This window comes from Pseudonocardia sp. T1-2H (assembly GCF_038039215.1).
Lineage (GTDB): Bacteria > Actinomycetota > Actinomycetes > Mycobacteriales > Pseudonocardiaceae > Pseudonocardia.
In genome coordinates this window covers 176,085-201,166 of sequence record NZ_JBBPCL010000001.1, presented here as the reverse complement: position 1 = coordinate 201,166, position 25,082 = coordinate 176,085, and the positions used below count along the sequence as shown (strand labels likewise).

Sequence of the window (25,082 nt, the reverse complement as noted above, 5' to 3'; positions counted from 1 at the left end):
GTGCCGTTCCTGCAGGAACGGGAGGGGCTCAGCCGAAGCGGCCGGAGATGTAGTCCTCCGTGGCCTGCTCAGTGGGGTTCGAGAACATCTTCGGGGTGTCGTCGACCTCGACGAGCCTGCCCGGCTCGCCCGTCGCCCGCAGGTTGAAGAACGCGGTCCGGTCGCTCACCCGCGCGGCCTGCTGCATGTTGTGGGTGACGATGACGATCGTGTAGTCCTTCTTGAGCTCCGAGATGAGGTCCTCGATCGCGAGCGTGGAGATCGGGTCCAGCGCGGAGCACGGCTCGTCCATCAGCAGGACGTCCGGCTGCACCGCGATCGCGCGGGCGATGCAGAGACGCTGCTGCTGACCACCGGAGAGGCCGCCGCCCGGCTTGTTCAGCCGGTCCTTGACCTCGTTCCACAGGTTCGCGCCGCGCAGGGCCCGCTCGGCGACCTCGTCGAGCTCCTTCCTGCCCTTGCCGCCCTGCAGCTTCAGTCCCGCGACGACGTTGTCCCGGATGGACATCGTCGGGAACGGGTTGGGCCGCTGGAAGACCATGCCGATGGTGCGGCGCACGCCCACCGGGTCCACCGAGGGCGCGTAGATGTCCTCGCCGTCGAGCAGCACCGAGCCGTCCACCCGCGCGCCGGGGATGACCTCGTGCATCCGGTTGAGCGTGCGGAGGACGGTCGACTTGCCGCAACCCGACGGGCCGATGAAGGCCATCACGCTACGGGGCGCGACGGACAGGCTGACCCCGTCGACGGCGTGGAACTTGCCGTAGTAGATGTCGACGTCCTTGAGGTCCAGGCGCTTGGCCATCGTCTTGGCTCTGCTCTCTCACTTGGTCTTCGGGGCGGTGGCCTTGGCCAGCACCGCGGCGAGGATCTGGAAGATCGTGATGATCAGGATGAGGGTGACGGCCGCGCCCCAGAGCCGGTCCGCGCCGGCGTCGGTCGGGTTGCTGCGCTCGACCGCCATCATCAGCGGCAGCGAGGCCATGTTGCCCTCGAAGATGTTGAAGTTGATGAAGGGCGCGTACGCCACCAGGATCAGCACCGGCGCGGTTTCGCCCATGACCCGGGCCAGCGCCAGCACGATGCCGGTGAGCATGCCGGACAGCGCCGTGGGGATGACGACCTTGGTGATCGTCTTCCACTTCGGGACGCCGAGGGCGTACGAGGCCTCGCGCAGGTCGTCGGGGACGATCCGCAGCATCTCCTCGGTGGAGCGCACGACGACCGGCAGCATCAGCAGCACCAGGGCGAGCGACACCGCGAACGCGCTGCGGCCGAGGCCGAGGATCGAGATCCACACGGCGTAGATGAACAGCGCCGCAACGATCGACGGCACGCCGGTCAGGATGTCGACCATGAACGTGACGGCACGGGCCAGCCGGGTCCGGCCGCCGTACTCCACCAGGTAGATCGCGACCATGACCCCGATCGGCGTCGCGATGACGGCGCAGACGAGGCCTTGGAACAGGGTGCCGACGATCGCGTGGTAGGCGCCGCCGCCCACCTGCCGGGCCAGCAGCCCGTTGAGGGACTGGCTCCACCACGCCGAGTTCAGCACCGAGGCGATGCCCTCGACGATCACCGTGCCGATCACCCACACCAGCGGGACCAGGGCGATCAGGAAGGCGAGCGTGACGGCCCCGGTCGCGAGGCCGTTGCGGAAGCGCCGGCCGCCGCTGATGCCGATGAACGCGGGCGCCGTCGCCGGCCGCTGCAGTTCCCGCTCGGTGATCGTCATGCCTTGGCTCCGGACCGGGAGACGACCCACCGGGCCGCCGCGTTGACGATGAACGTGAGCACGAACAGGACCAGGCCCGCGGCGATGAACGCGCCGGCGGAGAGGTTGTTGTTCAGCTCGGCGAACGACAGGGCGATCTTCGAGGCGAAGGTGGCGCCGCCGTCGAACAGGCTGCCGGTGAAGAACAGCGGCGTCGCCGCGAGGATGATCGTCAGGGCGATGGTCTCGCCGAGCGCGCGGCCCAGGCCGAGCATCGCGGCGCTGACGTAGCCCGCCTTGCCGAAGGGCCAGACCGTCATCCGCACGACCTCCCACTTGGTCGCGCCGAGGGCCAGGGCGGCCTCGATGTGGGCTCGCGGGGTCCGCTCGAACACCTCGCGGGAGATCGCGGTGATGATCGGCAGGATCATCACCGCCAGCACGATGCCGGCGGTGAAGACGGTCGCGCCGGCGATCTGCACGTTGCCGGGGGAGAAGAGGAAGAACCAGCCCAGGGTATCCTGCAGTGCGAGCGCGAACGGCTGGAGCACCGGCGCCAGCACGAACAGGCCCCAGAGCCCGAAGATGATCGACGGGACGGCCGCGAGCAGGTCGATCAGGTAGCCGAACGGCCGGGCGACCGACCGCGGGGCGTACTGCGTGAGGAACAGGGCGATCCCCAGCCCCACCGGCATGGCCAGGACGAGCGCGAACAGCGACACCTCGACGGTGACGAGCAGCAGGTCCAGGATGCCGAAGTTCAGGTTCTTCGGGTCCCCGGCGTCGAACGTGCGGCCGGTGAGGAAGTCGCCCTGGTCGGCCAGGACCGCGGGAACGGCCTGGACCAGCAGGAACACCGCGATCGCGGCGACCAGCGCCACGATGAAGACGCCGGACCCGGTGGCGAGGCCGCGGAAGATGCGGTCCCCGCGCTGCACGAACGTCCGGCCCGGGGCCTCCCCGGGAGGAGTGGCGGGATCGGGAGTGGCGATGCCGGCCTCCGGGACGACGGCTGTGTCCACGAGGGCGGAGCCCCACCGGTCACCGGGGTCACCGGTGCCGGCGGGGCCCACCGTCGTGGTCGGATCGCTCACGGGAGGCGACACTGCGCGATGCAGCGGGTCGGGGGCGTTCCGCCCGTTGTCAGCGGCTGGGCGCTCACGTGAGCCTCCATGGATTGTGCCGGGTGGTGCCCGATCCGAAGAGGATCGGACGGGGTGGGACTGGTCTCAGGCGCTCGGCGCCGCGATGGCGTCGATCGCCGTGGTCAGCTTCTGCTGGAAGGAGGCCGGCAGCTTGGCGTAGCCGGCGTCGGGCAGGTTCGCCTGGCCGTCGGTGGCGGCCGTGGTGAGGAACGCCTTGACCGCCTTGGCGGTCGGGGCGTCGTAGCCCTTCGAGCAGACGATCTCGTAGGTCGCCAGGATCAGCGGGTACTGGCCGGCCGCGGTGGAGCCGTAGACCGACTTGAGGTCCAGCTTCAGGTCGTTGCCCTCGCCGGCGACCTGGGCCCCCTCGATCGCCTTGCCGACGGAGGCGTCGTCGAGCGCGACCGGGCCGCTGCCGCTGTCGATCTGCGCCATGCCGAGCTTGTTGTCCTGGGCGTAGGACAGCTCGACGTAGGTGATCGAGCCCTCGGTGGCCGCGACGGCCTGCGCGACGCCGGACGACTTCTCCGCGCCGGAGCCGATGCCGCCGGCGAACTTCTTGCCGGCGCCCTGGGTCCAGGCACCCTTCGACGAGGCCTGCAGGTACTGCTGGAAGTTGTCCGTGGTGCCGGACTCGTCCGAGCGGAAGACGACGTTGATCGGCGTGGCCGGCAGCGTCTTGCCGCTGTTCAGGGCCGCGATCGCCGGGTCGTTCCAGGTCTTGATCTGGCCGTTGAAGATCTTCGCCGTGACCTCGCCGTTGAGCACGAGGCCGTCGACGCCGGAGAGCTTGTACCCGATCGCGACCGGGCCGAACACCAGCGGGAGGTTCCACGCCGGGTTGTTCTGGCAGCGGGCCGCGGCCGGCGCGGTCTCGGTGTCCTTGAGCGCCGAGTCCGAGCCGCCGAAGTCCACGAGACCGGCGGTGAACTGCTTGACGCCCGCGCCGGAACCGGTCGGGTTGTAGGCGATGCTGGAGCCGGCGCACTTGGCCTGGTAGGCCTGCGCGAAGACGTCCATCGCGTTCTTCTGCGCGGAGGAGCCCTCGGCCGTCAGGCTCGTCTTGCCGCTGCAGTCGACCGCGGGCGAGTTGGCCGCCGAGGCACCGCCCGCAGCCGAGCCGGCGTTGGGGTCACTGCCACAGGCGGAGAGCACCAGGGCTCCGGCCGCGATGATGGCGAGTGCGGCGCCGTGCCGCTGGATCTTCACGTGCTTCCTCCGGAAGGCTTTACCGACGGCTCGGGGCGGCCGTTCGAGCCTTGACGCTAAGCAAGCAGGGTGGACGCATGTCCGCGCTGGGATGAACGCAGGATGAACAGGTACGCCGTTGCGACCTTCGCCACCCGAACGGCACCCTCGCGGCATCCATACAGGAGGACGGAAACGACACGCTGCGTGACTGGCCGCGGCAGAGGCCCCGAACGAGCGAAGTCCCGGGCCCTCAGCGGGTGTAGGCGACGTCCGAGGCGAAGACCGTGAATCCGAGCTTCTCGTACACCCGGACCGCGGGGACGTTGTCCGACTCGACGTAGAGCAGGACGGTGTCCAACCCCCGCTCGTGGAGGTGCTGCAGGCCGGCGAGGGTCAGCACGTGCCCGAGGCCACGACCGTGCGCCGCGGGGTCCACGCCGAGGACGTAGACCTCGCCCATCGCTGGTTCGGTGTCCGTCGCCGGGTGCACCTTCGTCCAGTGGTAGCCGAGCAGCGGCCCGTCCGGTTGCGCGACCGCGAGCAGGAAGCCCGCTGCGTCGAACCAGTACTCGGCCTCGCGCTCGCGGACCTGTGTCTCGGTCCAGCCGCCCTGCTCCGGGTGCCAGTCGAAGGCGGCGTTGTTGACGCGCAGGAACTCCTGCTCGTCCGCGCCGACGACGAACGGACGGATGCGGACGCCGTCGGGGACGACGAGCTCCGGCAACGGCCCCGCGGAGCCGGCGACGCGGCGCATCTGCAGCAACACGCGGGTCCGGTCGAACCCGAGGTGCGCGGCGATCCGGGCGGCGGCGGGCTGGTCCCCGTGCGCCCAGACCTGCAGCGGGGAGGGCCCGGCCTCGGCGAGCGCCCGGGCGAGGGAGGAACCGATTCCGCGGCCGCGGTAGACCGGGTGCGTGACGAGCTCGGCCGAATCCCCGTCGAGCTGCGCGTAGCCCTGCAGGGTCTCGCCGTCCCGGACCAGGAAGTGGGTCAGCCCCTCGCGGGCTCCGCCGCGGCGCAGGTTGAGCAGGAACTGCTCGGAGAGCGGGTCCGTGCCGTCCTCGCGGGTGGCGGCCTCGGCGAGCGCGAACACCTCCGCGGTGCGGGCGCCGTCGAGTTCGGGCAGGGACCGTGCGTCGCTCACGGGCCGACCCTACGCGTCCCCGCCGGACGGCAGGGTCAGAGCGTGCGGGAGAGGACGACTCGGTCCACGTCGTCGTCCGAGTCCGACTCCTCGGCCAGCGCGCCCGCCGGAACGCCCAGGCCGGCCCGGCTCGGCCGGACGAACTTGTAGCCCACGTTGCGCACGGTGCCGATCATCTGCTCGTGCTCGGGGCCCAGCTTGGCGCGCAGCCGCCGGACGTGGACGTCGACGGTGCGGGTGCCACCGAAGAAGTCGTAGCCCCAGACCTCCTGCAGCAGCTGGGCGCGGGTGAAGACCCGGCCCGCGTGCTGAGCGAGGTACTTGAGCAGCTCGAACTCCTTGTAGGTGAGCTCGAGCAGCCGACCCTTGAGCCGTGCGGCGTAGGTGGCCTCGTCGATCACGAGCTCGCCGAGCACCAGGGCCCCGCCGGCGGAGGCGGCGTCGCCACCGGGCCGGGACTTGAGCAGCCGCAGCCGCGCGTCCACCTCGGCCGGGCCGGCCGTCGGCAGCAGGATCTCGTCGACGACCCACTCGCCGGAGACGGCCACCAGCCCGCCCTCGTTCAGCACCGCGATGACCGGCACGTCCGTCCCCGTGCTGCCGAGCAGCCGGCACAGGCTGCGGGCCGCGACCAGGTCCGTGCGGGCGTCCACCAGGACCGCGTCGTGCGGCCCGGCGTCGAGCAGCGCCGCGACCTCGGGTGCCGCGGTCCGGACACCGTGCGGGAGCAGCGTCAGCGCGGGGAGCACCGATCCGGGCTCCGTGTCCGCTGTCAGCAGTAGCAGTTCCACCGCTGGCCTCCTCTCCACCGGAGATGGTCGCGAACCCCACGCCCGGGGTCCGTCGGCCGGTCACGGTGGGCGGCGTCGACGCACCGATCTTCTCGTGCGACCCGGCGGGGTCCGTCGCACGATCGGTCAAGAATAAACAGGGAATGGCATTCTGGTTAACCCGCGCGTCGTAGCTCACCCCAATCGGCGAGCCTGTGCGCTGCACGAACACCTGCCGGGACGGTGCGCAATGCCCGGAAGGACACCATCTCGCCACAGCCTTCCACGCTCGTGACATCACGTGTCCGGGTGGCCACGTATAGCACCGTGTCCCCACCCGTCGTCGAGGGCTCCGGGGCCCGCCTCTAGGTTCTCCTCCGGAACCCTTGCGGGTCGGAGGTCGAGAGTGAAACGCCTGATCGTCGTGCTGCTGGTGCTCGTGGGAGTGCTGGTGGCCGTGGACTACGGAGCCGCTGCGGCGGCCGAGTCCGCCGTGTCGCGCCAGATGCGCGAGCGGCTCGGACTCGCGGACGACCCGTCCGTCCGCATCAACGGCTTCCCCTTCCTCGCCCAGGCGCTGTCCGGGGAGTACCGCAGCGTGCAGGTCGAGGCCCAGCGCGTGCCCGTCGGCCAGCTGCGGCAGGTCGACGTCCGGGCCCAGCTGAACGACGTCACGGCGCCGCTGTCCGAGCTTCCTCGGCTCCGGTCCGAAGACGCTGCGGGTGGCGAATGCGGACGGTTCCGTGCGCGTCGGCACGACGGACCTCGAGGCACTCCTGCCCGGCGTCCAGAAGTTGACGATCGCGAACCTCGACGCCAACGCCCTCGACTCGCTGGTCCGGGACGGTGGCGCCGACCCGTCCCTGCGCGGGCTCGACCCGGAGACGACGGCCCGGTTCGGCGGCACCGTCGCCGCGCTCGGCCAGGAGCTGGACGTCGCCGTGGTCGCCGAGCTGCAGATCGTCGACGGGAAGATGCGGATCGTGCCGCGCGACGTGCGGCTCGGCGACACCGACGCGGACCCGCTGCCGGCGCCGGTCCAGTCCCTGATCCAGCAGCTCTTCACCGTCCAGGTCGACCCCGGGACCCTGCCCTTCGAGGTCACGCCGACCAAGTTCCGCGCCCGGGACGGCGAGCTGGAGCTGCTCGGCAGCGCGCAGAACCTCCTGCTCGGCGCCGGTGGTGCGGTCACGACCGGCTGACCCGGGAATCGTCCGGCGAGCGACGAGGTTGGCAGCGACATGGACACCGTCGGGTTGATCGTCGTGCTCGGCACGCTGGCCGTCGCGACCGTCGCCGGGCTGATGCTGAAGGCCCGCGCCGGCAAGGTGCGGGACACCGCCGCCGAGGGCACGGGCGTCGACGGCTGGGCGCTCGCCGGGATGGCCCCGGGTGCCGGGCGGGACGTGCTCCTGCTGCAGCTCTCCTCGCCGGTGTGCATGCCGTGCCGGCAGACCGCCGCCGTGCTCGAGGACCTCGCCGTCCGCGAGCCGCGGGTCGCCCACGTGGAGATCGACGTGGCCGACCGGCCGGACGTCGCCCGGGAGCTCGGCGTGCTGCGGACCCCCACCACGGTGGCCTTCGGGGCAGGCGGCGTCGAGCTGCTGCGGGTGTCCGGGGTGCCGCGCGTCGCCGAGCTCGAGGGAGCCCTCGCCCGTGAGCTGGCGTGAGGACACCCGGACGGGTGTGATCCAGGTCGTGGGATCACGTTCCCGTGGGCCGGACCTTTCGGTTACCCTCGCGTCCGTGAACTGGCCGCTGACCCGACGCCGCACAGTGGACCTGTGCCGCGTCGCCGGCTGCCTGTGTCGGTCTTCCTGATCCGGACGCCCACCCGTTCCCCCCAGGAGACTCACCATGTCCGATCCCGGTCCGGGGTCATCGACGCCCACCGGCACCCCGCTGCCGGCCGAGACCGAGGCACCGGTCGACCCCCGAGGCGTGCGTTTCAACGCCGCCGTGACCGCGGTCGTCCTCGTGCTGGTGCTGCTCAGCGGTAGCGGGTGGCTCGTCGCCGCGCAGGCGCTCGTGTTCGCTCTCGGGGCGTTCGTCGGCCTGCGCTACGCGCCGTACTCCGTGCTCTACCGGGCGCTGCTCGCGCCGCGCCTCGGCCGGCCCACGGAGCTCGAGGAGGCAGCGCCGGTCCGTTTCTCGCAGACCGTCGGCTTCGTCTTCGCCGTGATCGCCGCCGTCGGGTACCTGAGCGGCCTCACCGTGCTGGGCATCGTGGCCGCCGCGTTCGCGTTGGCCGCGGCGTTCCTCAACGCGGCCTTCGGCTTCTGCCTGGGCTGCGAGATGTACGCGCTCCTGCACCGCGGCCGTGCCGCGCGCGCCTGAGCCCACGCTCGATCCATCCACCGCACCACCACCAATCAACACTGCTGGGAGCATTCACATGAGCCGCGAGGACGTCCTGGTCACCGCCGACTGGGCGGAGAAGAACCTGGGCACCGAGGGAATCGTGTTCCTCGAGGTCGACGAGGACACCACCGCCTACGACGGCGGTCACCTCCCGGGTGCCGTCAAGGTCAACTGGACCACCGAGCTGCAGGACCCGGTGCGCCGGGACATCCCGACCAAGGAGCAGTTCGAGGCGCTCCTCTCGGCCAAGGGTGTGAGCAACGACGACACCGTCGTGCTCTACGGCGGCAACAACAACTGGTTCGCGGCCTACGCGTACTGGCAGTTCAAGCTCTACGGCCACGAGAACGTGAAGCTGCTCGACGGCGGCCGCAAGAAGTGGGAGCTCGACGGTCGCCCGCTGACCACCGACATCGTCGAGCGGTCGGCCACGACCTACACCGCCAAGGACGCCGACCTCTCGATCCGCGCCCACCGCGACGAGGTCGTCGAGGCGATCAACAACAAGAACCTCGTGGACGTGCGCTCACCCGACGAGTTCTCCGGCAAGATCCTCGCACCGGCGCACCTGCCGCAGGAGCAGTCACAGCGGCGGGGTCACGTCCCCTCCGCGATCAACATCCCGTGGAGCAAGGCGGCCAACGAGGACGGCACCTTCAAGTCCGACGAGGAGCTGACCGCGCTCTACGGCGAGGCCGGCTACGACGCGGGCAAGGCCACCATCGCCTATTGCCGCATCGGCGAGCGCTCCAGCCACACCTGGGTCGTGCTGCACGAGCTGCTGGGGCACGCCGATGTCAAGAACTACGACGGCAGCTGGGTCGAGTACGGCTCGCTCGTCGGCGTGCCGATCGAGCTGGGCGCGGGCCGCTGATGTGCGGTGCCCCTGACCAGGCCGTGGCGCTCCCGCCCGGCACCGATCTGAGCAAGGAGACCGTCCTCGCGGGCCGCGTCGTGGCCGGCGGGCAGCCCGTCGGCGGCGCGTTCGTGCGCCTGCTCGACGGGACCGGCGAGTTCACCGCGGAGGTCGTCTCGTCGGCCTCCGGGGACTTCCGGTTCTTCGCCGCTCCCGGCACCTGGACCGTCCGGGCCCTGTCCCGCTCCGGCAACGGCCAGGCCGTGCTGAACGCGGACGGCCCCGGCCTGCACCAGGCCGAGGTCGCCGTCGCCTGACGGCACCCGCACGTCCCCGCCGCCCCCGGCCGTCCTCGGCCGGGGGCGGCGGTGCGTGCGGCGCACTCGGCCGCCTCTCCACGCCCGGACTAAGCTCCGCGGCCGTGCACTGGTTCTTCACCGGACTGCTGATCGCCGCGAGCGTCGGCACGGTCGCCTTCACCGGGCTGCTGCTGCGCCGGCTGTTCACCACCGCCCCGGAGGCCGCAGCGACCCTCACCGCGTCGTTCGCCGCCCCGGCTCCCTCGGACGAGGAGCCCACGACATGACCGATCCCGACCCCGCCACCGATCCCGACCAGGACGGCCTCTCCACGATCTCCGGGCCGGCCAACGCCGCCCCGGACTCGGCCCGGCGCAACCGTCCCCAGTGGGACGACCTGCCGATCCCGGACGACACAGCGAACCTCCGGCAGGGCCCCGACCTGCACGAACAGTGCCTCGGCCTGCTCCCCCTGATCGGCGTCTGGCGCGGCACCGGCGAGATCGTCTACCCGACGATCGACGGCCCGTACTCCTTCGGCCAGCAACTCGTGTTCGCCCACGACGGCCGCCCGTTCGTCTCCTACGAGGCGCGCGCGTGGCTGCTGAACGAGGACGGGACGGTGCTGCGCCCGGCCGCGCGCGAGACGGGGTTCTGGCGCCCGCAGCCCGACGGCTCGCTGGAGGTCCTGATCGCGCACGCGACCGGGATCATCGAGGCCTGGTTCGGCGACCGCGGGGACATGCGGTCCTGGCAGATCGAGACCGACGCCGTGGTGCGCACCCCGACGGCGCAGGACGTCGTGGCGGCCAAGCGGCTCTACGGCCTGGTGAACCAGGGCGACCTGGCCTACGTCGACGAGCGGGCCATGATGGGCCAGGAGATGCAGCCGCACATGTCGGCGCTGCTGCACCGCGTCGTGGGGTGATCCCGGCCTAGCGTGCGTGCCGAGCCCCCGGCTCGGCGCCCGCGGCCCGGGTGTCCGGGGTCCGAGCATCCGTAGGCCAGGAGTCCGCGCTCGAGGCGTCGGCGGACCGGTCGAGGGTCCGGCCCAGGATCGTCGCGACGTCGCAGGTGGGCAGGCCCGCGAGCTTCGCGACCTGCTCGACGCTCAGCCCCGAGTCCAGCAGCCGGCGCAGGACCGCGCCCAGCGCGGCCTGCTCCTGGCGGACGGCCTCGCTGAGCCGCTGGAGCGCGCCCTGGCTGCTGTCGAGGTCCACGGTGGCACCGACCGCCCGGTCCGGGTCCGGCAGCAGGACGGCGAGGAGCCGGTCGCGGACGGCGTTGCGGGACTCGTCCGTGGTGGAGTCGGGGGTGCGGGACTGCGGCACGACCTCCGCCGGCGCGTCCGGACCGGGCTCGTCCTCGGTGGGGGCGACGGCCTCGTCGGGCGTCGACGAGTGCGTGGTCCTGGCCGCGCCGCGCTCCGCGGCCGCCGCGCGCACCGTGAGCGCATGCTGGAGGGCCTCGGCGACCGCGCGGGTGGATCCGGGCACCGCCTCGCCCTGCAGCGGCTCAGCGGCGCCCTCGCGGGCCGCGGCGAAGTGCGCGGCGGTGTCGGTGAAGGAATCCGTTCCGGCGGGCGCCTCACCGGTGTTCCCGAGGTTCTCGGCGCTCGCGAAGCCGGCGGTGCTCTCGGGGCTGTCGGCGCTCTCGGAGTTGTCGAAGCCGGCGGCGGTCGCCGGGTTGCCCGCGCTCTCAGCGCTCTCAGCGCTGCCGGGGCTCTCAGGGCTGTCGAGGTCTTCGGCGCCCCGCCGGCGCTCTGGCTCCGCGGGGCTCCCCATGAGCCCGGCGAGCATCGCGGGGGTGGGGCGCTCGTCCGTAGGGGCGAGGGCGTCGGCGACGTCGTCGGGCACGGGCTCGGTCTGCGCGGCAGCCACCTCGCTTCGGGCGGCCGGTAGGTCGGTCCGGGGCAGCTCGGACCCGCTCGTGCCCGTTCCAGCCGTGGGCTCGGCCCGCTCGATGGCAGGCTGGGTGAACGTGGGCCAGGTTCGCTCGGCGGCGAGCCCGGAGCGCTCGGGCTCGATCCGCTCCAAGGCCGACTCGGTCCGCTCCGTGGCGGCCTCGATACGCTCGGCCACGGGCTCGATCGGCGTGGACTCGGCCCGTTCCGTACCCGGCTCGTCCCCGACGGCCGTCCGTCCCGCGGCGTGCGCGTTCTCCCACGGACGGCTCGTGATCGGTTGCAGGGTCGCGGCCGCGGCGCCGACGATCGGCGGAGCGACGATCCGGGTCGGCGACGGCGAGGTGGTCGCCTTCGGGCCGGTCCCGGCATCGACGTCGGCCGGCTCGGCGGGGGCGGTCTCTCCGGAGACGATCGGGGAGGACGAGGCGTCGGGTTCGGCCGGGACGTCCACTCCGACCGGAGCATCCGATCCGACGAGAGCATCCGATCCGACCGGGGCATCCGATCCGACGAGAGCGTCCGATCCGGTCGCCGTGGGCGCGTCCGGCCCGGCAGGAGCGTCCTCGGACCACCGCGGCTCCGGCGCGGGACGGACGGCCGGGCCCGAACCCATGTCCACCCGGGACTCGAGGTGTTCCGGAGCGGGACGCGCAATCGTCTCGACACCGCCCGACGCCCCGACGGACGCCGGGGGCCGGAACGGAAGCGGGGACGTGCTCGCCTCCCGCACCGCGACCGCCTCGGCCACGGTCAGCCGCCGCGGCTCCGGCACGACCGTCGACTCCTCCGACGGCTGCTCCACGGGCGGCTGCTCCGCAGGCGACGGTGGGGCCGGCTGCTCGACGGACGACGACTCCGCGGACGACGGTTCCGCGGACGACGGGGGGCGAAGAGGTCGACCCTGCCGTTGGCGGCCTCACCGGTCCAGTCCGCATGGGTGACCTCGCGTTCCGCGGCGGTGTCCGGTGACGGCTTCCCGGCGGCCCGGACGACCACCACGAACAACGCGATGATCAGCGCGATCGCACCTGCACCCAGCGGGACCAGAACGTCCGTCGAGATCGTTCCCTGCATGGCTGCGCACCGTACGCCGAAAACAGTGACGGTGAGCACCGGAACTCAGCCGGAGCGTGACCCCGATGTCGAGCGGTCCGTCCGGTTCTGCTCCGCGCCCTGGCCGCTGCGGCCGTTGGCCCCGGATTCGCCGGGCTTGCCTCCACGATCGGCCGGACCGCCGTCCTTCTTGGCGGCTTCCGGTCCTGCCGACCTGGGGTTCTTCGGCGGAGCATCCTTCGCGGAGGAGGCCGGACCCGGGCGCACCGCGCGCACGGCGACCGTCTGCTCGGCGCCCGGCTCGGGCCGTTCCTCCGTCCCCGGAGGCCGCCGGACGGGCATCAGACCGGTCTTCTCGGGGTCTGCGGACTCGCCGGACGGGGCCGCGTTTTCAGCCGATCCGGTGTCCCCTCCTCGCTTGAGGGCGGGTACGACGGTGGTGCGCTCGGCGGCCTCCGTCGCCTTCGCGGGAGCGTCCTCGACACGACCGGCGGCGGCCTGCTCCTCGACGGAGCGGCCCCCGTCGTCCTTCGGACGGAACGGGTTGGGCTCCGGACGCGTCCTCGTCGCCGCGGGGCGGTCCGCGTCGGCCTCGTGGGCACCCGGCCCGGGCTTCGCGGGGGCGGACGGGCCACTCCCGGCGTGCGCGCCGGGGAGCGGCTGTCCGGCCGCTCCGGGCTCGACGGCCGGCGGAGCGGCGTGCGGCGCGGGTCGCTGACCGCGCGGCGACTGGGCCACGAACTGGGCCGTCGGCGCGGAGAGCAGTCCCTCGAGCTGCCCGCGCATCCGGGTGAGCTCGGCGACGACCTCGTCCCGCTGCCGGACCAGGTCCGCGAGCTCGGCGCGGGCCGTCTCGTTGTCGTGGCGGGCGGCGGCACGGGCGGCCTCGACCTCGCGCTGCGCCGCGACACGCGCGGCACCACGGATCTCCTCGGCTTCCTCCTCCGCCGCCTGCAGGATGCTCTGCATGCGGTCGGTGAAGGTTCCGATCATGTCAGGCGAGCCCTCGGGCGCCGGCAGACCGCCGGGGCGCGGCCGTGGCGTCGGCCGCGGACGTTCGTTCTGCGGCATCGGAGGGGGAAACCCGGGAGGCATGCCCTGCGGCCCCACCGCCGGGAACGGCTGGCTGCGCGCCGCGTCGAGGTCCGCGCGCATGCGGCCCAGCACCCGTTGCAGCCGTGCCACGTGCTCGTCGACCTGCCTGCGGTCGTAGCCGCGGAGCACGACGTCGAACCGCGGGGCACCGAGCGGGCGGTCTCCCCCGTCAGCGGTCATGACCCGTGCCTCCACATGCCGTCCCACGCGTCCATCTCGCCTACGGTAGGGAGATCGGCGCTCGTCATCCTGCGTGTTCACTCTAACGGAGCAGGTGTCGCGCGACCGAATCGACGATCGGCTGCCGTGCTCCCACCAGCAGGTTCGGTTCGCCCACCCCGTCCGGTGCGGACCGTTCGGCGCGCCGGGACGTCGTCCGCCGTACACGCCTACCATCGGCCCTGTGGACACGTCGCTGAAGAGCACCCTGCACAAGCGAGGGCTGCGGATGACCCCGCAGCGACAGCTGGTGCTCGACGCGGTGCGCGAGCTCGGGCATGCGACGCCCGAGCAGATCTGCACGAAGGTGCAGGCCGCGGCGCCCGCCGTCAACATCACGACGGTCTACCGGACCCTCGACCTGCTCGAGGAGCTCGGGCTGGTGCGGCACACCCATCTCGGGCACGGCGCGCCCAACTACTCGGAGCGCGAGCACCAGCACGTCCACCTCGTGTGCCACCGCTGCGGCGCGGTCACCGAGGCGCCGACAGACCTGATGGAGCAGCTCGCCGAGCAGCTGCAGACCTCGTCCGGCTTCGAGCTCGACGTGACACACGTCGCCCTCTCGGGCCGCTGCCGGAACTGCCTCGAGGCCGACGACGTAGAGGAGAACGCGTGACCGTCCCCGGCTACACCGACCCCGAGACCCCCGGCGCGGCGGGGCCCGACGACGCGGTGCCCGCCCACCGCGGGGACCCGTTCGCCGAGCAGCGGGCCATGGCGCGCTCCGCCGCCGTCGTCGACCGGAGCCACCGCGGCGTGATCGCCGTACCCGGCGAGGACCGGCTGAGCTGGCTGCACCTGATCCTCACCCAGCACGTCAGCGAGCTGCCGGCGAACGCCGGCAGCGAGACGCTCGTCCTGGACGTCAACGGCCGGGTGCTGCACCACGCCGTGCTCTCGCACGTCGGGGACACGGTCTGGCTGGACACCGAGCCCGGCGAGCTTCCCGCTGCTCGACTACCTCGAGAAGATGCGGTTCTGGTCGAAGGTCGAGCCACGGGACGCGAGCGACGAGCTGGCGGTGCTCTCCGTCGTCGGCCCGGACACGCCCGCCGTGCTCGCCGCGGCCGGCGCACCGGTGCCCGACGGCGCCTACGCGAGCGTCGCCCTCGGCGAGGCCGGGATCGTCCGGCGGATGCCGTGGCCCGGTCAGGACGCCGCGGACCTCCTGGTCCCCCGCGCCGAGAAGCAGGCCTGGTTCGAGCGGCTCACCGCGGCCGGCGCCCGCGCCGCCGGGACGATGGCGTTCGAGGCGTTCCGGGTCGAGGCCCTGCGACCGCGGCTGGCCGTGGACACCGACGAGCGGACGATCCCGCACGAGGTCGGCTGGATCGGCTCGGCCGTGCACCTGACGAAGGGTTGCTACCGCGGCCAGGAGACGGTCGCCCGGGTCGCGAACCTGGGCCGGCCGCCGCGCCGGCTCGTCCTGCTGCACCTCGACGCGGGCGACGAGGAACTGCCGGTGACCGGCGATCCCGTGACCCGCGACGGCAAGACGGTCGGCCGCGTGGGAACGGTCACACTGCACCACGAAAGTGGGGCGGTGGCGCTGGCCCTGGTCAAGCGCTCGGTGCCGCAGGACGCGGAGCTGATCGCCGGTGTCGACGAGCGGGCCGCGCCCGCCGCGATCGACCCGGACTCCTACGTCCCGGACGAGACGGCCCCGCCGCCCGGGCGCGCCGCCCAGATCCGCGGCGGCCTGCGCGGCTGACGAACGGCCCGGGAGGGCGCTGGACAACCAACCCGCCCTGCTGCGCGGCGTCGTCGTTCAGCACCTCCTAGCTGTAGCGACCCATCACGTTGTTGACGGTGGTTGACGGCGTGTTGGCTTGATCGAGGGGAAGGCCTCCGGCGGAGTGGGTGTGTCTGACGCACCTGCTCGAACCCGGAGGCCTTCCGTGTCGCACCGTAACGCCCGCACCACTGTCCACGGGCGCAGGCTCATCATCGAACGTTGGCGAGCCGGTTGGCCGGCTGCGCGGATCGCCGAGCAACTCGGGATCTCCCGGGCCACCGTGCACAAGTGGATCCGCCGGTTCCGCGAAGAAGGTTGGGGCGGCCTGGAAGACCGCTCCTCACGCCCGCGCACCAGCCCGACCCGCACTCCCGCGCTCGTGGAGGCCCAGATCCTGGCGCTTCGCGACTCCCAGCGTCGCGGCCCGGTCTATCTGGCCGGGCAGCTGCAACTGGTGGCGTCCACCGTCGGGCGGGTGCTGCGTCGTCACGACGTTGCCCCGCTGGCGGCGATCGACCCGACCACCGGAGAACCGGTACGCCGCCACTCCGGGATCCGCTACGAACGCCGCGCACCCGGAGACCTCCTACACATCGACGTGAAGAAGCTCGGGCGGGTACCCGACGGCGGTGGCTGGCGGCTCCTCGGCCGCGACGCCACCATCGCCCACCGGCACAAGCCAGTCCGGATCGGCTTCGACTACCTCCACGTCGCCGTGGACGACCACACCCGGCTGGCCTACGTCGAAGCGTTGCCCGATGAACGCGACGCCACCTGCGCAGGGTTCCTGCACCGGGCCGTGGCCTCGTTCCGTTCCCGAGGAGTGCGGGTGCTGCGGATCCTCACTGACAACGCCCTGGTCTACCGACGCGGATCCCTCTGGCAGGCCGTCTGCGTCGCTGCGGGACTGCGGCGCCGGTTCACCAAGCCCGGCTGCCCCTGGACGAACGGGAAGGCTGAGCGGTTCAACCGGACCCTGCTCAGCGAGTTCGCCTACGCCCGCCCCTGGCTGTCCAACACCGATCGACTCGCCGCCCTCGACAGCTGGGTCGATCACTACAACACTCGACGCGCCCACTCCGCCATCGGCGGCCGGCCCCCGATCACCCGACTCGCCGCGTGACCGTCAACAAGGTCTCGGGTCACTACACCTAGCCGTCCCGCTGGTGCGCCGCCACGCGGCCCCAGAACTCCCGCAGGCCCTCGTAACAGGCACCGGCCCCCTCCGCGTCCCCGACGCGCAGCAGACGCAGCGCACGCTGCACCTGGGCCGCGGAGTCGTCCGCGCGGACCGCGTCGTCGTCGAGCAGCTCGACGAGGCCGCCGTAGTCCAGCTCGACCATCGAGCCGCGGTCGAAGCGCTCGAGCCAGGACCGGGTCTCGGCCAGCACCTCCGCCGGTCCGGCGTCGCCGAGTGCCTCCCGGGTGATCCGCTCCGCCTGCGCGGCCCGGCCGATGGCCTTCGCGAGCGGGATCCGCCACCACACCCGGCGCGGGCCGCCGAGCTGGACCTGCCGCTCGTCCGCGTCGACCAGGGCGAACCAGGGCAGCGGCACCGTCCAGCTCGCGGTGACGACGTGCGCCGCGGAGTCCCCGAGCTCCATCACCGCGCTCTCGGCCAGGCGTCTCACCGCGGACTCCGACCCCGCTCCGGCCAGCACTGCCCGGCGCAATGCCGGACCCTCGTCCGCGAGGAAGGCCAGCAGCGCCGCACCGGCCCTGGGCCGGGTCTGCAGCGGGCAGACCATCGGGTCCCCGCCCTCCCCGCCCAGCACCAGGACGTCGACCGGCCGTTCCTCGCGGGATCCCGGCAGCAGCCGGCCGTGCACCGTCGCGCGCAGGCACAGCTCACGTTCCCGGCGACCCAGGCGCTCCGGCGGCACGGCGCCGCGGGCCAGTCCCGCGCGCACGGCGGAGCCCGAGGGGCCCTCGAACACGCGCAGCGGTTCGTAGACCCGCAGATACGAGAGGAACGGCGCGGGCATGGGCAGAGATGATCCCCTACGGCGCCGGGCTCCCGACGGGGGCGAGGAGGGAGCACCGTCACACCGGGGATGCCACGTCGCACTCCCGCCCGTCGACCAGGTACGGTGGTTGCAGGACATTGATGACATGAATGGGGCCGCCGAGATATCCCGGCCGCCCCTTCCCTGTTGTAAGGGGGACCAGCCATGGGGCGCGGACGAGCCAAGGCCAAGCAGACGAAGGTGGCCCGCGAGCTCAAGTACAGCTCCCCCACGATGGATCTCGATGCTTTGCAGAAAGAGATCGGTAGTGGGACGGCGGTAACCGAAAGCGACGAGGAGTACGACGAGTACGCCGAGCGCTACTCGCGTTACTCGGACGACGAGGACTCCGACCGACGCTGACGCACGCACCTCCGTGACGAGGTGCGCGTTCATCACGCTCTGGGTCACAGCTCGACGGTGGAGCCTCCCACTTGTTATGGTTGTTCCATAACAAGTGGGAGGATCCTTCATGTCGTCGACCTCGCTGACCCGCCGCATCGCCTTCGGGTCGCTGCCACCCCTGGTGGCGGCACTTCCGGCGATCACCCTGATGCTCGCGTGGTCGGATCGGCTACCTGAACCGTCGGCCACCCACTTCGGTGCGGACGGTACGGCCGACGGCTTCTCCTCGGTGGCGGCTCTGCTGTGGTCGTCCCTGGGCCTCGCGGTGCTCCTCGCCGCCGTTTTCGGCACGATCTCCGCGGCCCGCACCACCCGGTTCCTCCTCGGCGTGAGCTGGGCGGCCTCCGTCCTGGCCGGGGCCACGGCGCTGGTCGTGGTGCTGGCGAACGTCGACGCCGTCGACGCCTCCACCGTCCGGCTCTCCCCGCTCCCCCTGCTGCTCGCGCTCGTGATGGCGGTCGCCGCGGGCGTGCTCGGTGCACGGGTGGCACCGGCCGGGGTCCTCGCGGAGGCGCCGGTGACCCGGGGCGGCAGCCTGGATCTCGCGCCGGACGAGCGGGTGGCGTGGAGCCGGAGCGTCACGTCCGCCCCGATGCAGGCGATCGGTACGTCCCTGGTGCTCGCCGGGGTCGTGGTCGCCCTGGTCGTTCAGACCTTCCCCGGCGTGGTCGTGGCGGCCGCCGGCCTCCTGTCGCTGGTCTTCTCCTCCGCCCGGACCACCGTCGACGGCCGCGGGCTCACGGTCGCCGTCGGCCCGCTGGGCCTTCCGCGGTGGCACGTCCCGCTCGCGGACGTCGGGTCCGCCGTCGCCGGGGACGTCTCGGCCCTCGGCCGGTTCGGCGGGTACGGCTACCGGATCGTCCCGGGTGGCAGCGGCGTGATCCTCCGCTCCGGCGAGGCCCTGATCGTCACCCGCGCGTCCGGGCGCACCTTCACCGTGACCGTCGACGACGCGGAGACCGGCGCCCGGCTGCTCACCGGCCTCCTCGAGCGCACGGAGTCCTGACGTGCTGATCCGGGTCGACCCCGCGCGCAGCACGCCGCTGGGCGAGCAGATCGCCGCCTCCGTGCGCCGGGCGATCGCGGACGGGAGCGTGGCGCCGAACGAGCGGCTGCCCGGCGCGCGCGAACTGGCAGCGTCCCTGGACGTCAGCATCCACACCGTGCTGGCCGGCTACCAGCAGCTCCGGGACGAGGGGCTGATCGAGCTGCGCCGCGGCCGCGGGGCGATCGTCCGCGAGGGCGCGTCCCCGGGCCGGGCCGCGGTGCTCGATCTGGCGCGACGACTGGTCGAGGAGGCCCGCCGCCACGACCTCGACGACGAGGAGCTCGTCGCCCTGCTCCGCACGGCGCTCTGAGCCGACCGTCCCCCGCCGAGCGTCCGATGTGGCCCCCTCGATGATCGACGGAGCGGTAATGTCAAGGTGACGATTACTGCCGAGTTCCCGGGGGTGTGACGACAGCGTGCGCGGAAATCTGTTCGCGGTGGCCGTCGACCTGGTGGTCCTGACGGTCCGCGCGGACCAGCTCGCCGTCCTACTGATCAAGCGGGCCGAGAAGCCGTTCGAGGGCAGCTGGGCGCTCCCCGGCGGGTTCGTCGGGCCGCAGGAGGACCTCCCGGACACCGCCGCCCGCGAACTCGTCGCGCTCGTCGGTCAGGAGCCGGCGGGTCATCTCGAGCAGCTCGCCGGGTTCGCGGGCCCGAGCCGGGACCCGCGCGGGCGGGTGCTGAGCGTCGGGTACCTCGCGCTGCTGCCGGACCTCGCCGACCCCGAGCCCGCCGACGACCGGGTGGCCGCCTGGCATCCGGTCACCGAGGCCACAGGGCTGGCCTTCGACCACGACCGGATCGTCGCCGAAGGCGTCGAGCGGGCCCGGGCGAAGCTCGAGTACACGACCCTGGCGGCGTCGTTCTGTCCGCCGGAGTTCACGGTCACGGACCTGCGGAAGGTCTACGAGGCGGTGTGGCGCACCGAGATCGATCCGCGGAACTTCCAGCGGAAGGTCACCTCGACGGACGGCTTCCTGGTCCCGACGCGCACCCTGGTCACCGGCGGCCGGGGCCGGCCGCCGCAGCTCTTCCGGCGCGGGGACGCGGTGAGCCTCTACCCGCCGATGCTCCGCGAGCCCGCCCGCCGGTAGCGCCTCACGCTCAGAAGCGGGGGTGGTCCCCCCGCAGGTGGACCCGAGAGCCCACACCCGTGTGCTCCGGGTCCTGGTCCGCCTCGGAGCCCCGCTGCACCTCACCGAGCACCCAGGAGGGAACGTGCCGGGCGGTGAGCACGGCGAGCGCGCGGTCGACGTCGTCCGGCGGGAGCACCGCGACCATGCCGACGCCCATGTTGAACGTCTTCTCCATCTCGGCCCGCTCGACCCGCCCACGGGCGGCGATGAGCTTGAACACCGGGTCCGGCGTCCAGCTCCCCCGCTCGGCGACGGCGATCAGGCCCTCCGGCAGCACCCGCTCCAGGTTCCGGGCGAGCCCGCCCCCGGTGATGTGGGCGAACGTGCGCACCCCGGTCTCGGCGGCCAATGCCAGGCAGTCCCGCGCGTAGATCCGGGTGGGGGTGAGCAGCTCCTCGCCGAGGGTGTGCCCGAACTCCTCGACGTGCCCGTCGAGCGGCATGCGGGCGATGTCCAGCAGCACGTGCCGGGCGAGCGAGTAGCCGTTGGAGTGCAGCCCGGAGGCCGCCATGGCGATCAGCACGTCCCCGGGGCGGACCCGCTCGGGCCGCAGCATGGCCTCGGCGTCGACGATCCCGACGCCGGTGGCCGACAGGTCGTACCCGCCGGCCTCCATCAGGCCCGGGTGCTCGGCCGTCTCGCCGCCGAGCAGCGCGCAGCCGGCCTGCTGGCAGCCCTCGGCGATGCCCTTGACGATCGTCGCGACCTGCTCCGGGACGAGCTTGCCGACGGCGATGTAGTCCTGCAGGAACAGCGGCTCGGCGCCGCAGACCACCAGGTCGTCGACGACCATCGCGACCAGGTCCAGGCCGATGGTGTCGTGCTTGTCCATCGCCTGCGCGATCGCGACCTTGGTACCGACCCCGTCCGTGGACGCGGCGAGCACCGGCTCGCTGTACTTGCCGAACTTCGGCGCGAACAGCCCGGCGAACCCGCCGATCCCGCCCATCACCTCGGAGCGGGTCGCCTTCGCCGCGTACGGCCGGAACGCCTCGACGGCCTCCTCACCCGCCTCGATGTCCACGCCCGCTGAGGCGTAGCTGGCGCGGGCGGAGTTGTCGGGCACGGTCGAGGGCATGACGGGGTTCGCTCCTGGTGCGTTTCTCGTGATCGAGTTCGAGGCGGCCGGGCTCGGCCGGACTCAGGGTCGGCTCAGTGCCTCGGCAGCACCGTAGCCGACCGAAAGGGGGCCGGCATCGCCCGATGCGGCTCCCGATTTGTCCAGTGCAGGCTGTTCGCCGACGGCGGTGAGGTCCTCCAGCAGGTGCTTGCCGAGGCGGGCCTCCTCCGGCAGCGGGATCGGGTACTCGCCGGTGAAGCAGGCGCAGCACAGCCGGCTGCGGGGCTGCTCGCTGGCGGCGACCATGTTGTCCACCGAGACGTAGCCGAGGCTGTCCGCGCCGATCGAGCGGCGGACCCCTTCGGTGTCCAGCCCGCTGGCGACGAGCTCCGCGCGGGTGGCGAAGTCGATGCCGTAGAAGCAGGGCCAGCGCACGGGCGGCGACGCGATCCGGACGTGCACCTCGAGGGCCCCGGCCTCGCGCAGCATCCGGACGAGCGCGCGCTGGGTGTTGCCGCGGACGATCGAGTCGTCGACGACCACCAGGCGCTTGCCCCGGATGACGTCCCGCAGCGGGTTCAGCTTCAGCCGGATGCCGAGCTGGCGGATCGTCTGGCTCGGCTGGATGAACGTGCGGCCGACGTACTGGTTCTTCACCAGGCCCTGGCCGTAGGGGATACCGGAACCCTGCGCGTAACCGATGGCCGCGGGCGTGCCGGACTCCGGGACCGGGATCACCAGGTCCGCCTCGACCGGGTACTCCTCGGCGAGGCGGCGGCCGATGTCGACGCGCGCGGCGTGCACCGAGCGGCCGGAGATCGTGGTGTCCGGGCGAGCCAGGTAGACGTACTCGAAGACGCAGCCCTTGGGCTCCGGGGCGGCGAAACGGTAGCTGCGCAGGCCGTCCTCGTCGATCGCGAGCAGCTCGCCCGGCTCGACCTCCCGGACCATCGACGCGCCGACGATGTCCAGCGCCGCGGTCTCGCTGGCGACCACCCAGCCCCGCTCCAGGCGGCCGAGGACCAGCGGGCGGACGCCGTGGGGGTCGCGGGCGGCGTAGAGCGTGGTCTCGTCCGCGAAGGCGAGGGAGAAGGCGCCGCGCAGCCGCGGCAGCAGCTGCAGCGCGGCCTCGGTGACGCCGAGGTCGGTCGACGTGGCGGCGAGCAGCTCGCAGACCAGGTCCGAGTCCGTGGTGGCCGGCACGCGGGAGCCCTTGCTCACCGCACGCAGCGCCGACACCTCGTCCCGCAGCTCGGCGGTGTTGACCAGGTTGCCGTTGTGGCCCAGCGCGATGCCGCTGCCCGACCCCGTGGTCCGGAACGTCGGCTGTGCGTTCTCCCACGTGGTGGACCCGGTGGTGGAGTAGCGGCAGTGGCCGACGGCCAGGTGCCCGCGCAGCGAGGACAGCGACTGCTCGTCGAACACCTGGCTGACCAGCCCGAGGTCCTTGAACACCACCATCCGGCGGCCGTCCGAGACGGCGATGCCGGCCGCCTCCTGGCCGCGGTGCTGCAGGGCGTAGAGGCCGTAGTAGGTCAGTTTCGCGACGTCCTCACCAGGGGCCCAGACGCCGAAGACGCCGCACTCCTCGCGAGGGGAGTCCTCGACGTCCGACGGGGGTTCGGTGATCTCGACGAGGGGGAGGGAACGATCGGACGGGTGCGCGTTCCGGTGGGAACTCAACACACGCTCCTCAGGAAGACGACGACAGCGCAGGCTACTCGATGGTACGCGGCCCGAGGCCGGGAACGAACCGAGCGGGACCGGCGTCACCGAACCAGCGACCCTGGCCGAGGTCACAGCCCAGCTCGGCGAGGCGTTCCGCCTGCACCGCGGTCTCCACCCACTCGGCCGTGACCTCGAGCCCGAGCGCGTGGGCCATCTGGATGAGCGAGGCCACGATGCTCCGGTCGACGGGGTCCGGGTCGGCGTGCCGGAGGCCGTCGATGAACGAGCCGTCGATCTTGAGCGCGTGTACCGGGAGCCGGCGCAGCCAGGCCAGGCTCGAGTACCCGGTGCCGAAGTCGTCCAGGGCCAGCCGGACGCCTGCGGCCCGCAGCTCGGCGAGGGCGTCCATCGTGCTCGGCTCGTCGCCGAGCACCGCCTGCTCGGTGATCTCCAGCTGCAGCCGGTCCGGCGGCAGGCCGGTGGCCTCGAGCGCGTGCGCGACCTCGTCGACCCAGCCGGGCTCGGGCAGCTGCAGCGGTGAGACGTTCACGCTGACGTAGGGCGCCCGCGGGCCGAGCGCGGCGTACCAGCGGGCGGCCTCGCGGCAGGCCTCGCCCAACACCCAGCGGCCGAGTGGGACGATCGCCCCGCTGCGCTCGGCGAGTTCGATGAACCGCCCCGGGCCGATCAGCCCCTGGCTCGGGTGCTGCCAGCGAACCAGCGCCTCGACCCCGCGGACGTCGCGCTCCGTCAGGTGCACCAGCGGCTGGTAGGCGAGCCGGAACTCGCCGTGGCCGATCGCGTCCACCAGCCCGTTGAGCAGCTCGGAGCGGGCGGACTCCCCCGCGTCCCGCTCCGGGTCGAAGACCACGCGGGTGCCCCCGCCACGGCCCTTCGCCCAGGACAGCGCCACGGACGCGGCCCGCAGCAGCTCCTCGGGGCAGACCCGCGTGGTCGAGTCCTCCGCGACCCCGACGCTGGCGGTCACCGCGAGGCTGCGGCCCCCGATCTCGAACGGGGCGGCGAGCGTCTCGACGATGCGGTCCGCGAGCGCCGCGACCCCGGCCACGCCGTCCGGGTCCACGACGAGCACGGCGAACTCGTCCCCGCCGGTGCGGGCGACGAGATGCGGGTCCGCGACGATCCGCAGCCGGCCCGCGATGGCGGACAGCAGCCCGTCGCCGACGCGGTGGCCGTGGTCGTCGTTGACCCGGGTGAACCCGTCGACGTCCAGGGCGCACAGCGCGACCCGGCGGGCCGCACCCGGCACGAACGCCTGGCGCAGCGACTCCTCGATCAGCGTGCGGTTGGGCAGCCGGGTCAGCCGGTCCTCCGACGACGCACGGACCAGCCGGGAGCGCAGCCGGTAGCGCTCGGAGACGTCCTCGATGACGGCGATCAGGTGGCTCGGCCGGCCCTGCGAGCCCCGGATCAGCGACGCCGTGAGGTGGGCCCACACGACCACGCCCTCGACCCCGACGACCCGGATGTCCAGGCTGACGGTGTCCGAGACGCCCGAGCCGAGCCGGCGGTAGGCCGAGACGAAGGCACCGAAGTCGTCCGGGTGGACGTAGTCCGTGGCCGGGCGCGGGAGCTCGGGCGGCGCGCTGAGGCCGATCATCCGGCAGGCCGCCGGGTTGAGGTCGACGATCATCCCGTCGAGGTCCCCGACGGCGATCCCCACCGGACCCTGCGTGTAGATCGCCCGGTAGTGCGTCTCGCTGGCGGCGAGCGCGCGCTCGACCCCCTCGCGGGCGCGCAGCGTGGCGAGCAGCAGGCCCTCCTGGGCGCGGTGCGTCCACATCCGCAGCGCGCCGGAGAAGCCCGCGGACAGCTCGTCGAGGGCCAGGGTGAGGCGCCGCTCGCTCTCGGGACCGGGGATGCCGAACACCGCCGGACCGGCATCCCGCAGCAGGCCCAGCGTGCCGGGCAGCGTGTCCTCGGGCGCCGACCCGGCCATCCCGGACCGTTCGCCGCACAGCCCGGAGGTCAGCAGCTCGGCGCCGATGCTGCGGGCCGCGAGCGGCCAGAACGGCTCGGCGCGCAGAGCCGTGGCGAGCCGGGCGAGGAGCTCGGACAGCCGGTCGACATCGGGCTCCCCGGCGTCCGGCAGCACCGTGAGCCAGCGCCCGGCCAGGGCCCGCAGGGCGGACGGCGACGGCACCGACGGGGTCACCGCCAGCGGCGCACCGGTACGGGGCAGCGGGATGCCGCCGAGAGGGAGCGGGTCGCCGGATTCGGGCAGGCTGCGCGCTGCGACCACGA

The 25,082-nt window shown here is 72.8% G+C and carries 24 protein-coding genes and 3 pseudogenes; 15 read left to right on the top strand and 12 right to left on the bottom strand.

Features of this window, described 5'->3' with window-relative positions:
* Nucleotides 1-28: 28 nt before the first annotated feature.
* The 6 genes from pstB to WBK50_RS01045 all read right to left on the bottom strand — a co-directional run bounded on the left by pstB (nucleotide 29) and on the right by WBK50_RS01045 (nucleotide 5,988).
* A complete protein-coding gene (gene pstB, locus WBK50_RS01070) occupies nucleotides 29-805 on the bottom strand; it encodes a phosphate ABC transporter ATP-binding protein PstB (RefSeq protein WP_341333809.1) in 777 nt (258 codons plus the stop codon).
* An 18-nt stretch (nucleotides 806-823) separates the two neighbouring features.
* On the bottom strand, nucleotides 824-1,738 hold the full coding sequence (gene pstA, locus WBK50_RS01065; RefSeq protein WP_341333808.1) for a phosphate ABC transporter permease PstA: 915 nt from the start codon (nucleotides 1,736-1,738) through the stop codon (nucleotides 824-826).
* Complete coding sequence (gene pstC / locus WBK50_RS01060) at nucleotides 1,735-2,655, bottom strand: phosphate ABC transporter permease subunit PstC (protein WP_341339245.1); 921 nt, start codon at nucleotides 2,653-2,655, stop codon at nucleotides 1,735-1,737. The genes pstA and pstC overlap by 4 nt, the downstream gene beginning before the upstream one ends.
* A gap of 291 nt (nucleotides 2,656-2,946) precedes the next feature.
* A complete protein-coding gene (gene pstS, locus WBK50_RS01055) occupies nucleotides 2,947-4,071 on the bottom strand; it encodes a phosphate ABC transporter substrate-binding protein PstS (RefSeq protein WP_341333807.1) in 1,125 nt (374 codons plus the stop codon).
* A gap of 232 nt (nucleotides 4,072-4,303) precedes the next feature.
* Nucleotides 4,304-5,197: a mycothiol synthase gene (gene mshD, locus WBK50_RS01050; RefSeq protein WP_341333806.1), complete on the bottom strand. Its 894-nt coding sequence runs from the start codon at nucleotides 5,195-5,197 to the stop codon at nucleotides 4,304-4,306.
* 35 nt (nucleotides 5,198-5,232) lie between these two features.
* Nucleotides 5,233-5,988 (bottom strand): winged helix-turn-helix transcriptional regulator, encoded by a 756-nt coding sequence (locus WBK50_RS01045; RefSeq protein WP_341333805.1) that lies wholly within the window; start codon nucleotides 5,986-5,988, stop codon nucleotides 5,233-5,235.
* 280 nt (nucleotides 5,989-6,268) lie between these two features.
* Here WBK50_RS01045 and WBK50_RS34875 point away from each other — a divergent pair.
* From WBK50_RS34875 to WBK50_RS01010, 8 genes and pseudogenes are all read left to right on the top strand, one after another.
* Nucleotides 6,269-6,655: pseudogene (locus WBK50_RS34875) on the top strand (LmeA family phospholipid-binding protein); the annotation flags it as partial.
* A gap of 25 nt (nucleotides 6,656-6,680) precedes the next feature.
* Nucleotides 6,681-7,169, top strand: a pseudogene (locus WBK50_RS01040) (LmeA family phospholipid-binding protein); the annotation flags it as partial.
* Nucleotides 7,170-7,208: 39 nt separating this feature from the next.
* Nucleotides 7,209-7,637, top strand: a complete 429-nt coding sequence (locus WBK50_RS01035) for a thioredoxin family protein (protein ID WP_341333804.1) — start codon at nucleotides 7,209-7,211, stop codon at nucleotides 7,635-7,637.
* A 187-nt stretch (nucleotides 7,638-7,824) separates the two neighbouring features.
* Complete coding sequence (locus tag WBK50_RS01030; protein ID WP_341333803.1) at nucleotides 7,825-8,304, top strand: DUF4395 domain-containing protein; 480 nt, start codon at nucleotides 7,825-7,827, stop codon at nucleotides 8,302-8,304.
* A gap of 58 nt (nucleotides 8,305-8,362) precedes the next feature.
* Nucleotides 8,363-9,202 (top strand): sulfurtransferase, encoded by an 840-nt coding sequence (locus tag WBK50_RS01025; RefSeq protein ID WP_341333802.1) that lies wholly within the window; start codon nucleotides 8,363-8,365, stop codon nucleotides 9,200-9,202.
* Nucleotides 9,202-9,501, top strand: coding sequence for a DUF1416 domain-containing protein (locus WBK50_RS01020; protein WP_341333801.1), 300 nt, complete (start codon nucleotides 9,202-9,204; stop codon nucleotides 9,499-9,501). The genes WBK50_RS01025 and WBK50_RS01020 overlap by 1 nt, the downstream gene beginning before the upstream one ends.
* Before the next feature lie 104 nt (nucleotides 9,502-9,605).
* Complete coding sequence (locus WBK50_RS01015; protein ID WP_341333800.1) at nucleotides 9,606-9,770, top strand: hypothetical protein; 165 nt, start codon at nucleotides 9,606-9,608, stop codon at nucleotides 9,768-9,770.
* Entirely contained in the window at nucleotides 9,767-10,411 is a 645-nt protein-coding gene (locus WBK50_RS01010; RefSeq protein ID WP_341333799.1) for an FABP family protein, read from the top strand. Before WBK50_RS01015 ends, WBK50_RS01010 begins: the two co-directional genes overlap by 4 nt.
* A gap of 7 nt (nucleotides 10,412-10,418) precedes the next feature.
* Here the strand turns inward: WBK50_RS01010 and WBK50_RS01005 are convergent, their stop codons facing one another.
* Together WBK50_RS01005 and WBK50_RS01000 are read right to left on the bottom strand one after the other, a co-directional pair.
* The gene (locus WBK50_RS01005) at nucleotides 10,419-12,191 is read right to left on the bottom strand and encodes a hypothetical protein (RefSeq protein WP_341333798.1); all 1,773 of its coding nucleotides are present in this window, start codon (nucleotides 12,189-12,191) and stop codon (nucleotides 10,419-10,421) included.
* A 317-nt stretch (nucleotides 12,192-12,508) separates the two neighbouring features.
* Nucleotides 12,509-13,717, bottom strand: coding sequence for a hypothetical protein (locus tag WBK50_RS01000; RefSeq protein ID WP_341333797.1), 1,209 nt, complete (start codon nucleotides 13,715-13,717; stop codon nucleotides 12,509-12,511).
* A 223-nt stretch (nucleotides 13,718-13,940) separates the two neighbouring features.
* Between WBK50_RS01000 and WBK50_RS00995 the strand changes: the two genes are divergently transcribed.
* The 3 genes and pseudogenes from WBK50_RS00995 (at nucleotide 13,941) to WBK50_RS00985 (ending at nucleotide 16,617) form a co-directional block, all read left to right on the top strand.
* Nucleotides 13,941-14,375: a Fur family transcriptional regulator gene (locus WBK50_RS00995; protein ID WP_341333796.1), complete on the top strand. Its 435-nt coding sequence runs from the start codon at nucleotides 13,941-13,943 to the stop codon at nucleotides 14,373-14,375.
* Nucleotides 14,372-15,470 (top strand): annotated as a pseudogene (gene ygfZ / locus WBK50_RS00990) (CAF17-like 4Fe-4S cluster assembly/insertion protein YgfZ). The gene WBK50_RS00995 and the pseudogene ygfZ overlap by 4 nt, the downstream one beginning before the upstream one ends.
* A gap of 187 nt (nucleotides 15,471-15,657) precedes the next feature.
* The gene (locus WBK50_RS00985; RefSeq protein WP_341333795.1) at nucleotides 15,658-16,617 is read left to right on the top strand and encodes an IS481 family transposase; all 960 of its coding nucleotides are present in this window, start codon (nucleotides 15,658-15,660) and stop codon (nucleotides 16,615-16,617) included.
* 28 nt (nucleotides 16,618-16,645) lie between these two features.
* Here WBK50_RS00985 and WBK50_RS00980 read toward each other — a convergent pair whose 3' ends face one another.
* A complete protein-coding gene (locus WBK50_RS00980) occupies nucleotides 16,646-17,479 on the bottom strand; it encodes a hypothetical protein (protein ID WP_341333794.1) in 834 nt (277 codons plus the stop codon).
* A 186-nt stretch (nucleotides 17,480-17,665) separates the two neighbouring features.
* Here WBK50_RS00980 and WBK50_RS00975 point away from each other — a divergent pair, with 186 nt between their 5' ends.
* The 4 genes from WBK50_RS00975 to WBK50_RS00960 all read left to right on the top strand — a co-directional run bounded on the left by WBK50_RS00975 (nucleotide 17,666) and on the right by WBK50_RS00960 (nucleotide 20,047).
* The gene (locus WBK50_RS00975; RefSeq protein ID WP_297496864.1) at nucleotides 17,666-17,863 is read left to right on the top strand and encodes a DUF3073 domain-containing protein; all 198 of its coding nucleotides are present in this window, start codon (nucleotides 17,666-17,668) and stop codon (nucleotides 17,861-17,863) included.
* Nucleotides 17,864-17,972: 109 nt separating this feature from the next.
* Nucleotides 17,973-18,911, top strand: a complete 939-nt coding sequence (locus WBK50_RS00970; protein WP_341333793.1) for a DUF1648 domain-containing protein — start codon at nucleotides 17,973-17,975, stop codon at nucleotides 18,909-18,911.
* A 1-nt stretch (nucleotide 18,912) separates the two neighbouring features.
* A complete protein-coding gene (locus WBK50_RS00965; protein WP_297496861.1) occupies nucleotides 18,913-19,263 on the top strand; it encodes a GntR family transcriptional regulator in 351 nt (116 codons plus the stop codon).
* 106 nt (nucleotides 19,264-19,369) lie between these two features.
* Nucleotides 19,370-20,047: an NUDIX hydrolase gene (locus WBK50_RS00960; protein ID WP_341333792.1), complete on the top strand. Its 678-nt coding sequence runs from the start codon at nucleotides 19,370-19,372 to the stop codon at nucleotides 20,045-20,047.
* Between the two features lie 10 nt (nucleotides 20,048-20,057).
* On the opposite strand, the gene purM is transcribed toward WBK50_RS00960, so the two are convergent.
* From purM to WBK50_RS00945, 3 genes are all read right to left on the bottom strand, one after another.
* A complete protein-coding gene (gene purM / locus WBK50_RS00955) occupies nucleotides 20,058-21,167 on the bottom strand; it encodes a phosphoribosylformylglycinamidine cyclo-ligase (RefSeq protein WP_341333791.1) in 1,110 nt (369 codons plus the stop codon).
* Nucleotides 21,168-21,230: 63 nt separating this feature from the next.
* Nucleotides 21,231-22,778: an amidophosphoribosyltransferase gene (purF, locus tag WBK50_RS00950; protein ID WP_341339244.1), complete on the bottom strand. Its 1,548-nt coding sequence runs from the start codon at nucleotides 22,776-22,778 to the stop codon at nucleotides 21,231-21,233.
* Between the two features lie 88 nt (nucleotides 22,779-22,866).
* Nucleotides 22,867-25,080: a putative bifunctional diguanylate cyclase/phosphodiesterase gene (locus WBK50_RS00945; protein WP_341333790.1), complete on the bottom strand. Its 2,214-nt coding sequence runs from the start codon at nucleotides 25,078-25,080 to the stop codon at nucleotides 22,867-22,869.
* Nucleotides 25,081-25,082: the final 2 nt, after the last annotated feature.

What these genes read in the sequence shown, in the direction of transcription:
- pstB (WP_341333809.1), bottom strand. Translation starts at nt 805, where the DNA reads ATGGCCAAGCGCCTGGACCTCAAGGACGTCGACATCTACTACGGCAAG.
- pstA (WP_341333808.1), bottom strand. Translation starts at nt 1,738, where the DNA reads ATGACGATCACCGAGCGGGAACTGCAGCGGCCGGCGACGGCGCCCGCG.
- WBK50_RS01035 (WP_341333804.1), top strand. Translation starts at nt 7,209, where the DNA reads ATGGACACCGTCGGGTTGATCGTCGTGCTCGGCACGCTGGCCGTCGCG.
- WBK50_RS01030 (WP_341333803.1), top strand. Translation starts at nt 7,825, where the DNA reads ATGTCCGATCCCGGTCCGGGGTCATCGACGCCCACCGGCACCCCGCTG.
- WBK50_RS01025 (WP_341333802.1), top strand. Translation starts at nt 8,363, where the DNA reads ATGAGCCGCGAGGACGTCCTGGTCACCGCCGACTGGGCGGAGAAGAAC.
- WBK50_RS01020 (WP_341333801.1), top strand. Translation starts at nt 9,202, where the DNA reads ATGTGCGGTGCCCCTGACCAGGCCGTGGCGCTCCCGCCCGGCACCGAT.
- WBK50_RS01010 (WP_341333799.1), top strand. Translation starts at nt 9,767, where the DNA reads ATGACCGATCCCGACCCCGCCACCGATCCCGACCAGGACGGCCTCTCC.
- WBK50_RS01000 (WP_341333797.1), bottom strand. Translation starts at nt 13,717, where the DNA reads ATGACCGCTGACGGGGGAGACCGCCCGCTCGGTGCCCCGCGGTTCGAC.
- WBK50_RS00980 (WP_341333794.1), bottom strand. Translation starts at nt 17,479, where the DNA reads ATGCCCGCGCCGTTCCTCTCGTATCTGCGGGTCTACGAACCGCTGCGC.
- WBK50_RS00975 (WP_297496864.1), top strand. Translation starts at nt 17,666, where the DNA reads ATGGGGCGCGGACGAGCCAAGGCCAAGCAGACGAAGGTGGCCCGCGAG.
- WBK50_RS00970 (WP_341333793.1), top strand. Translation starts at nt 17,973, where the DNA reads ATGTCGTCGACCTCGCTGACCCGCCGCATCGCCTTCGGGTCGCTGCCA.
- purM (WP_341333791.1), bottom strand. Translation starts at nt 21,167, where the DNA reads ATGCCCTCGACCGTGCCCGACAACTCCGCCCGCGCCAGCTACGCCTCA.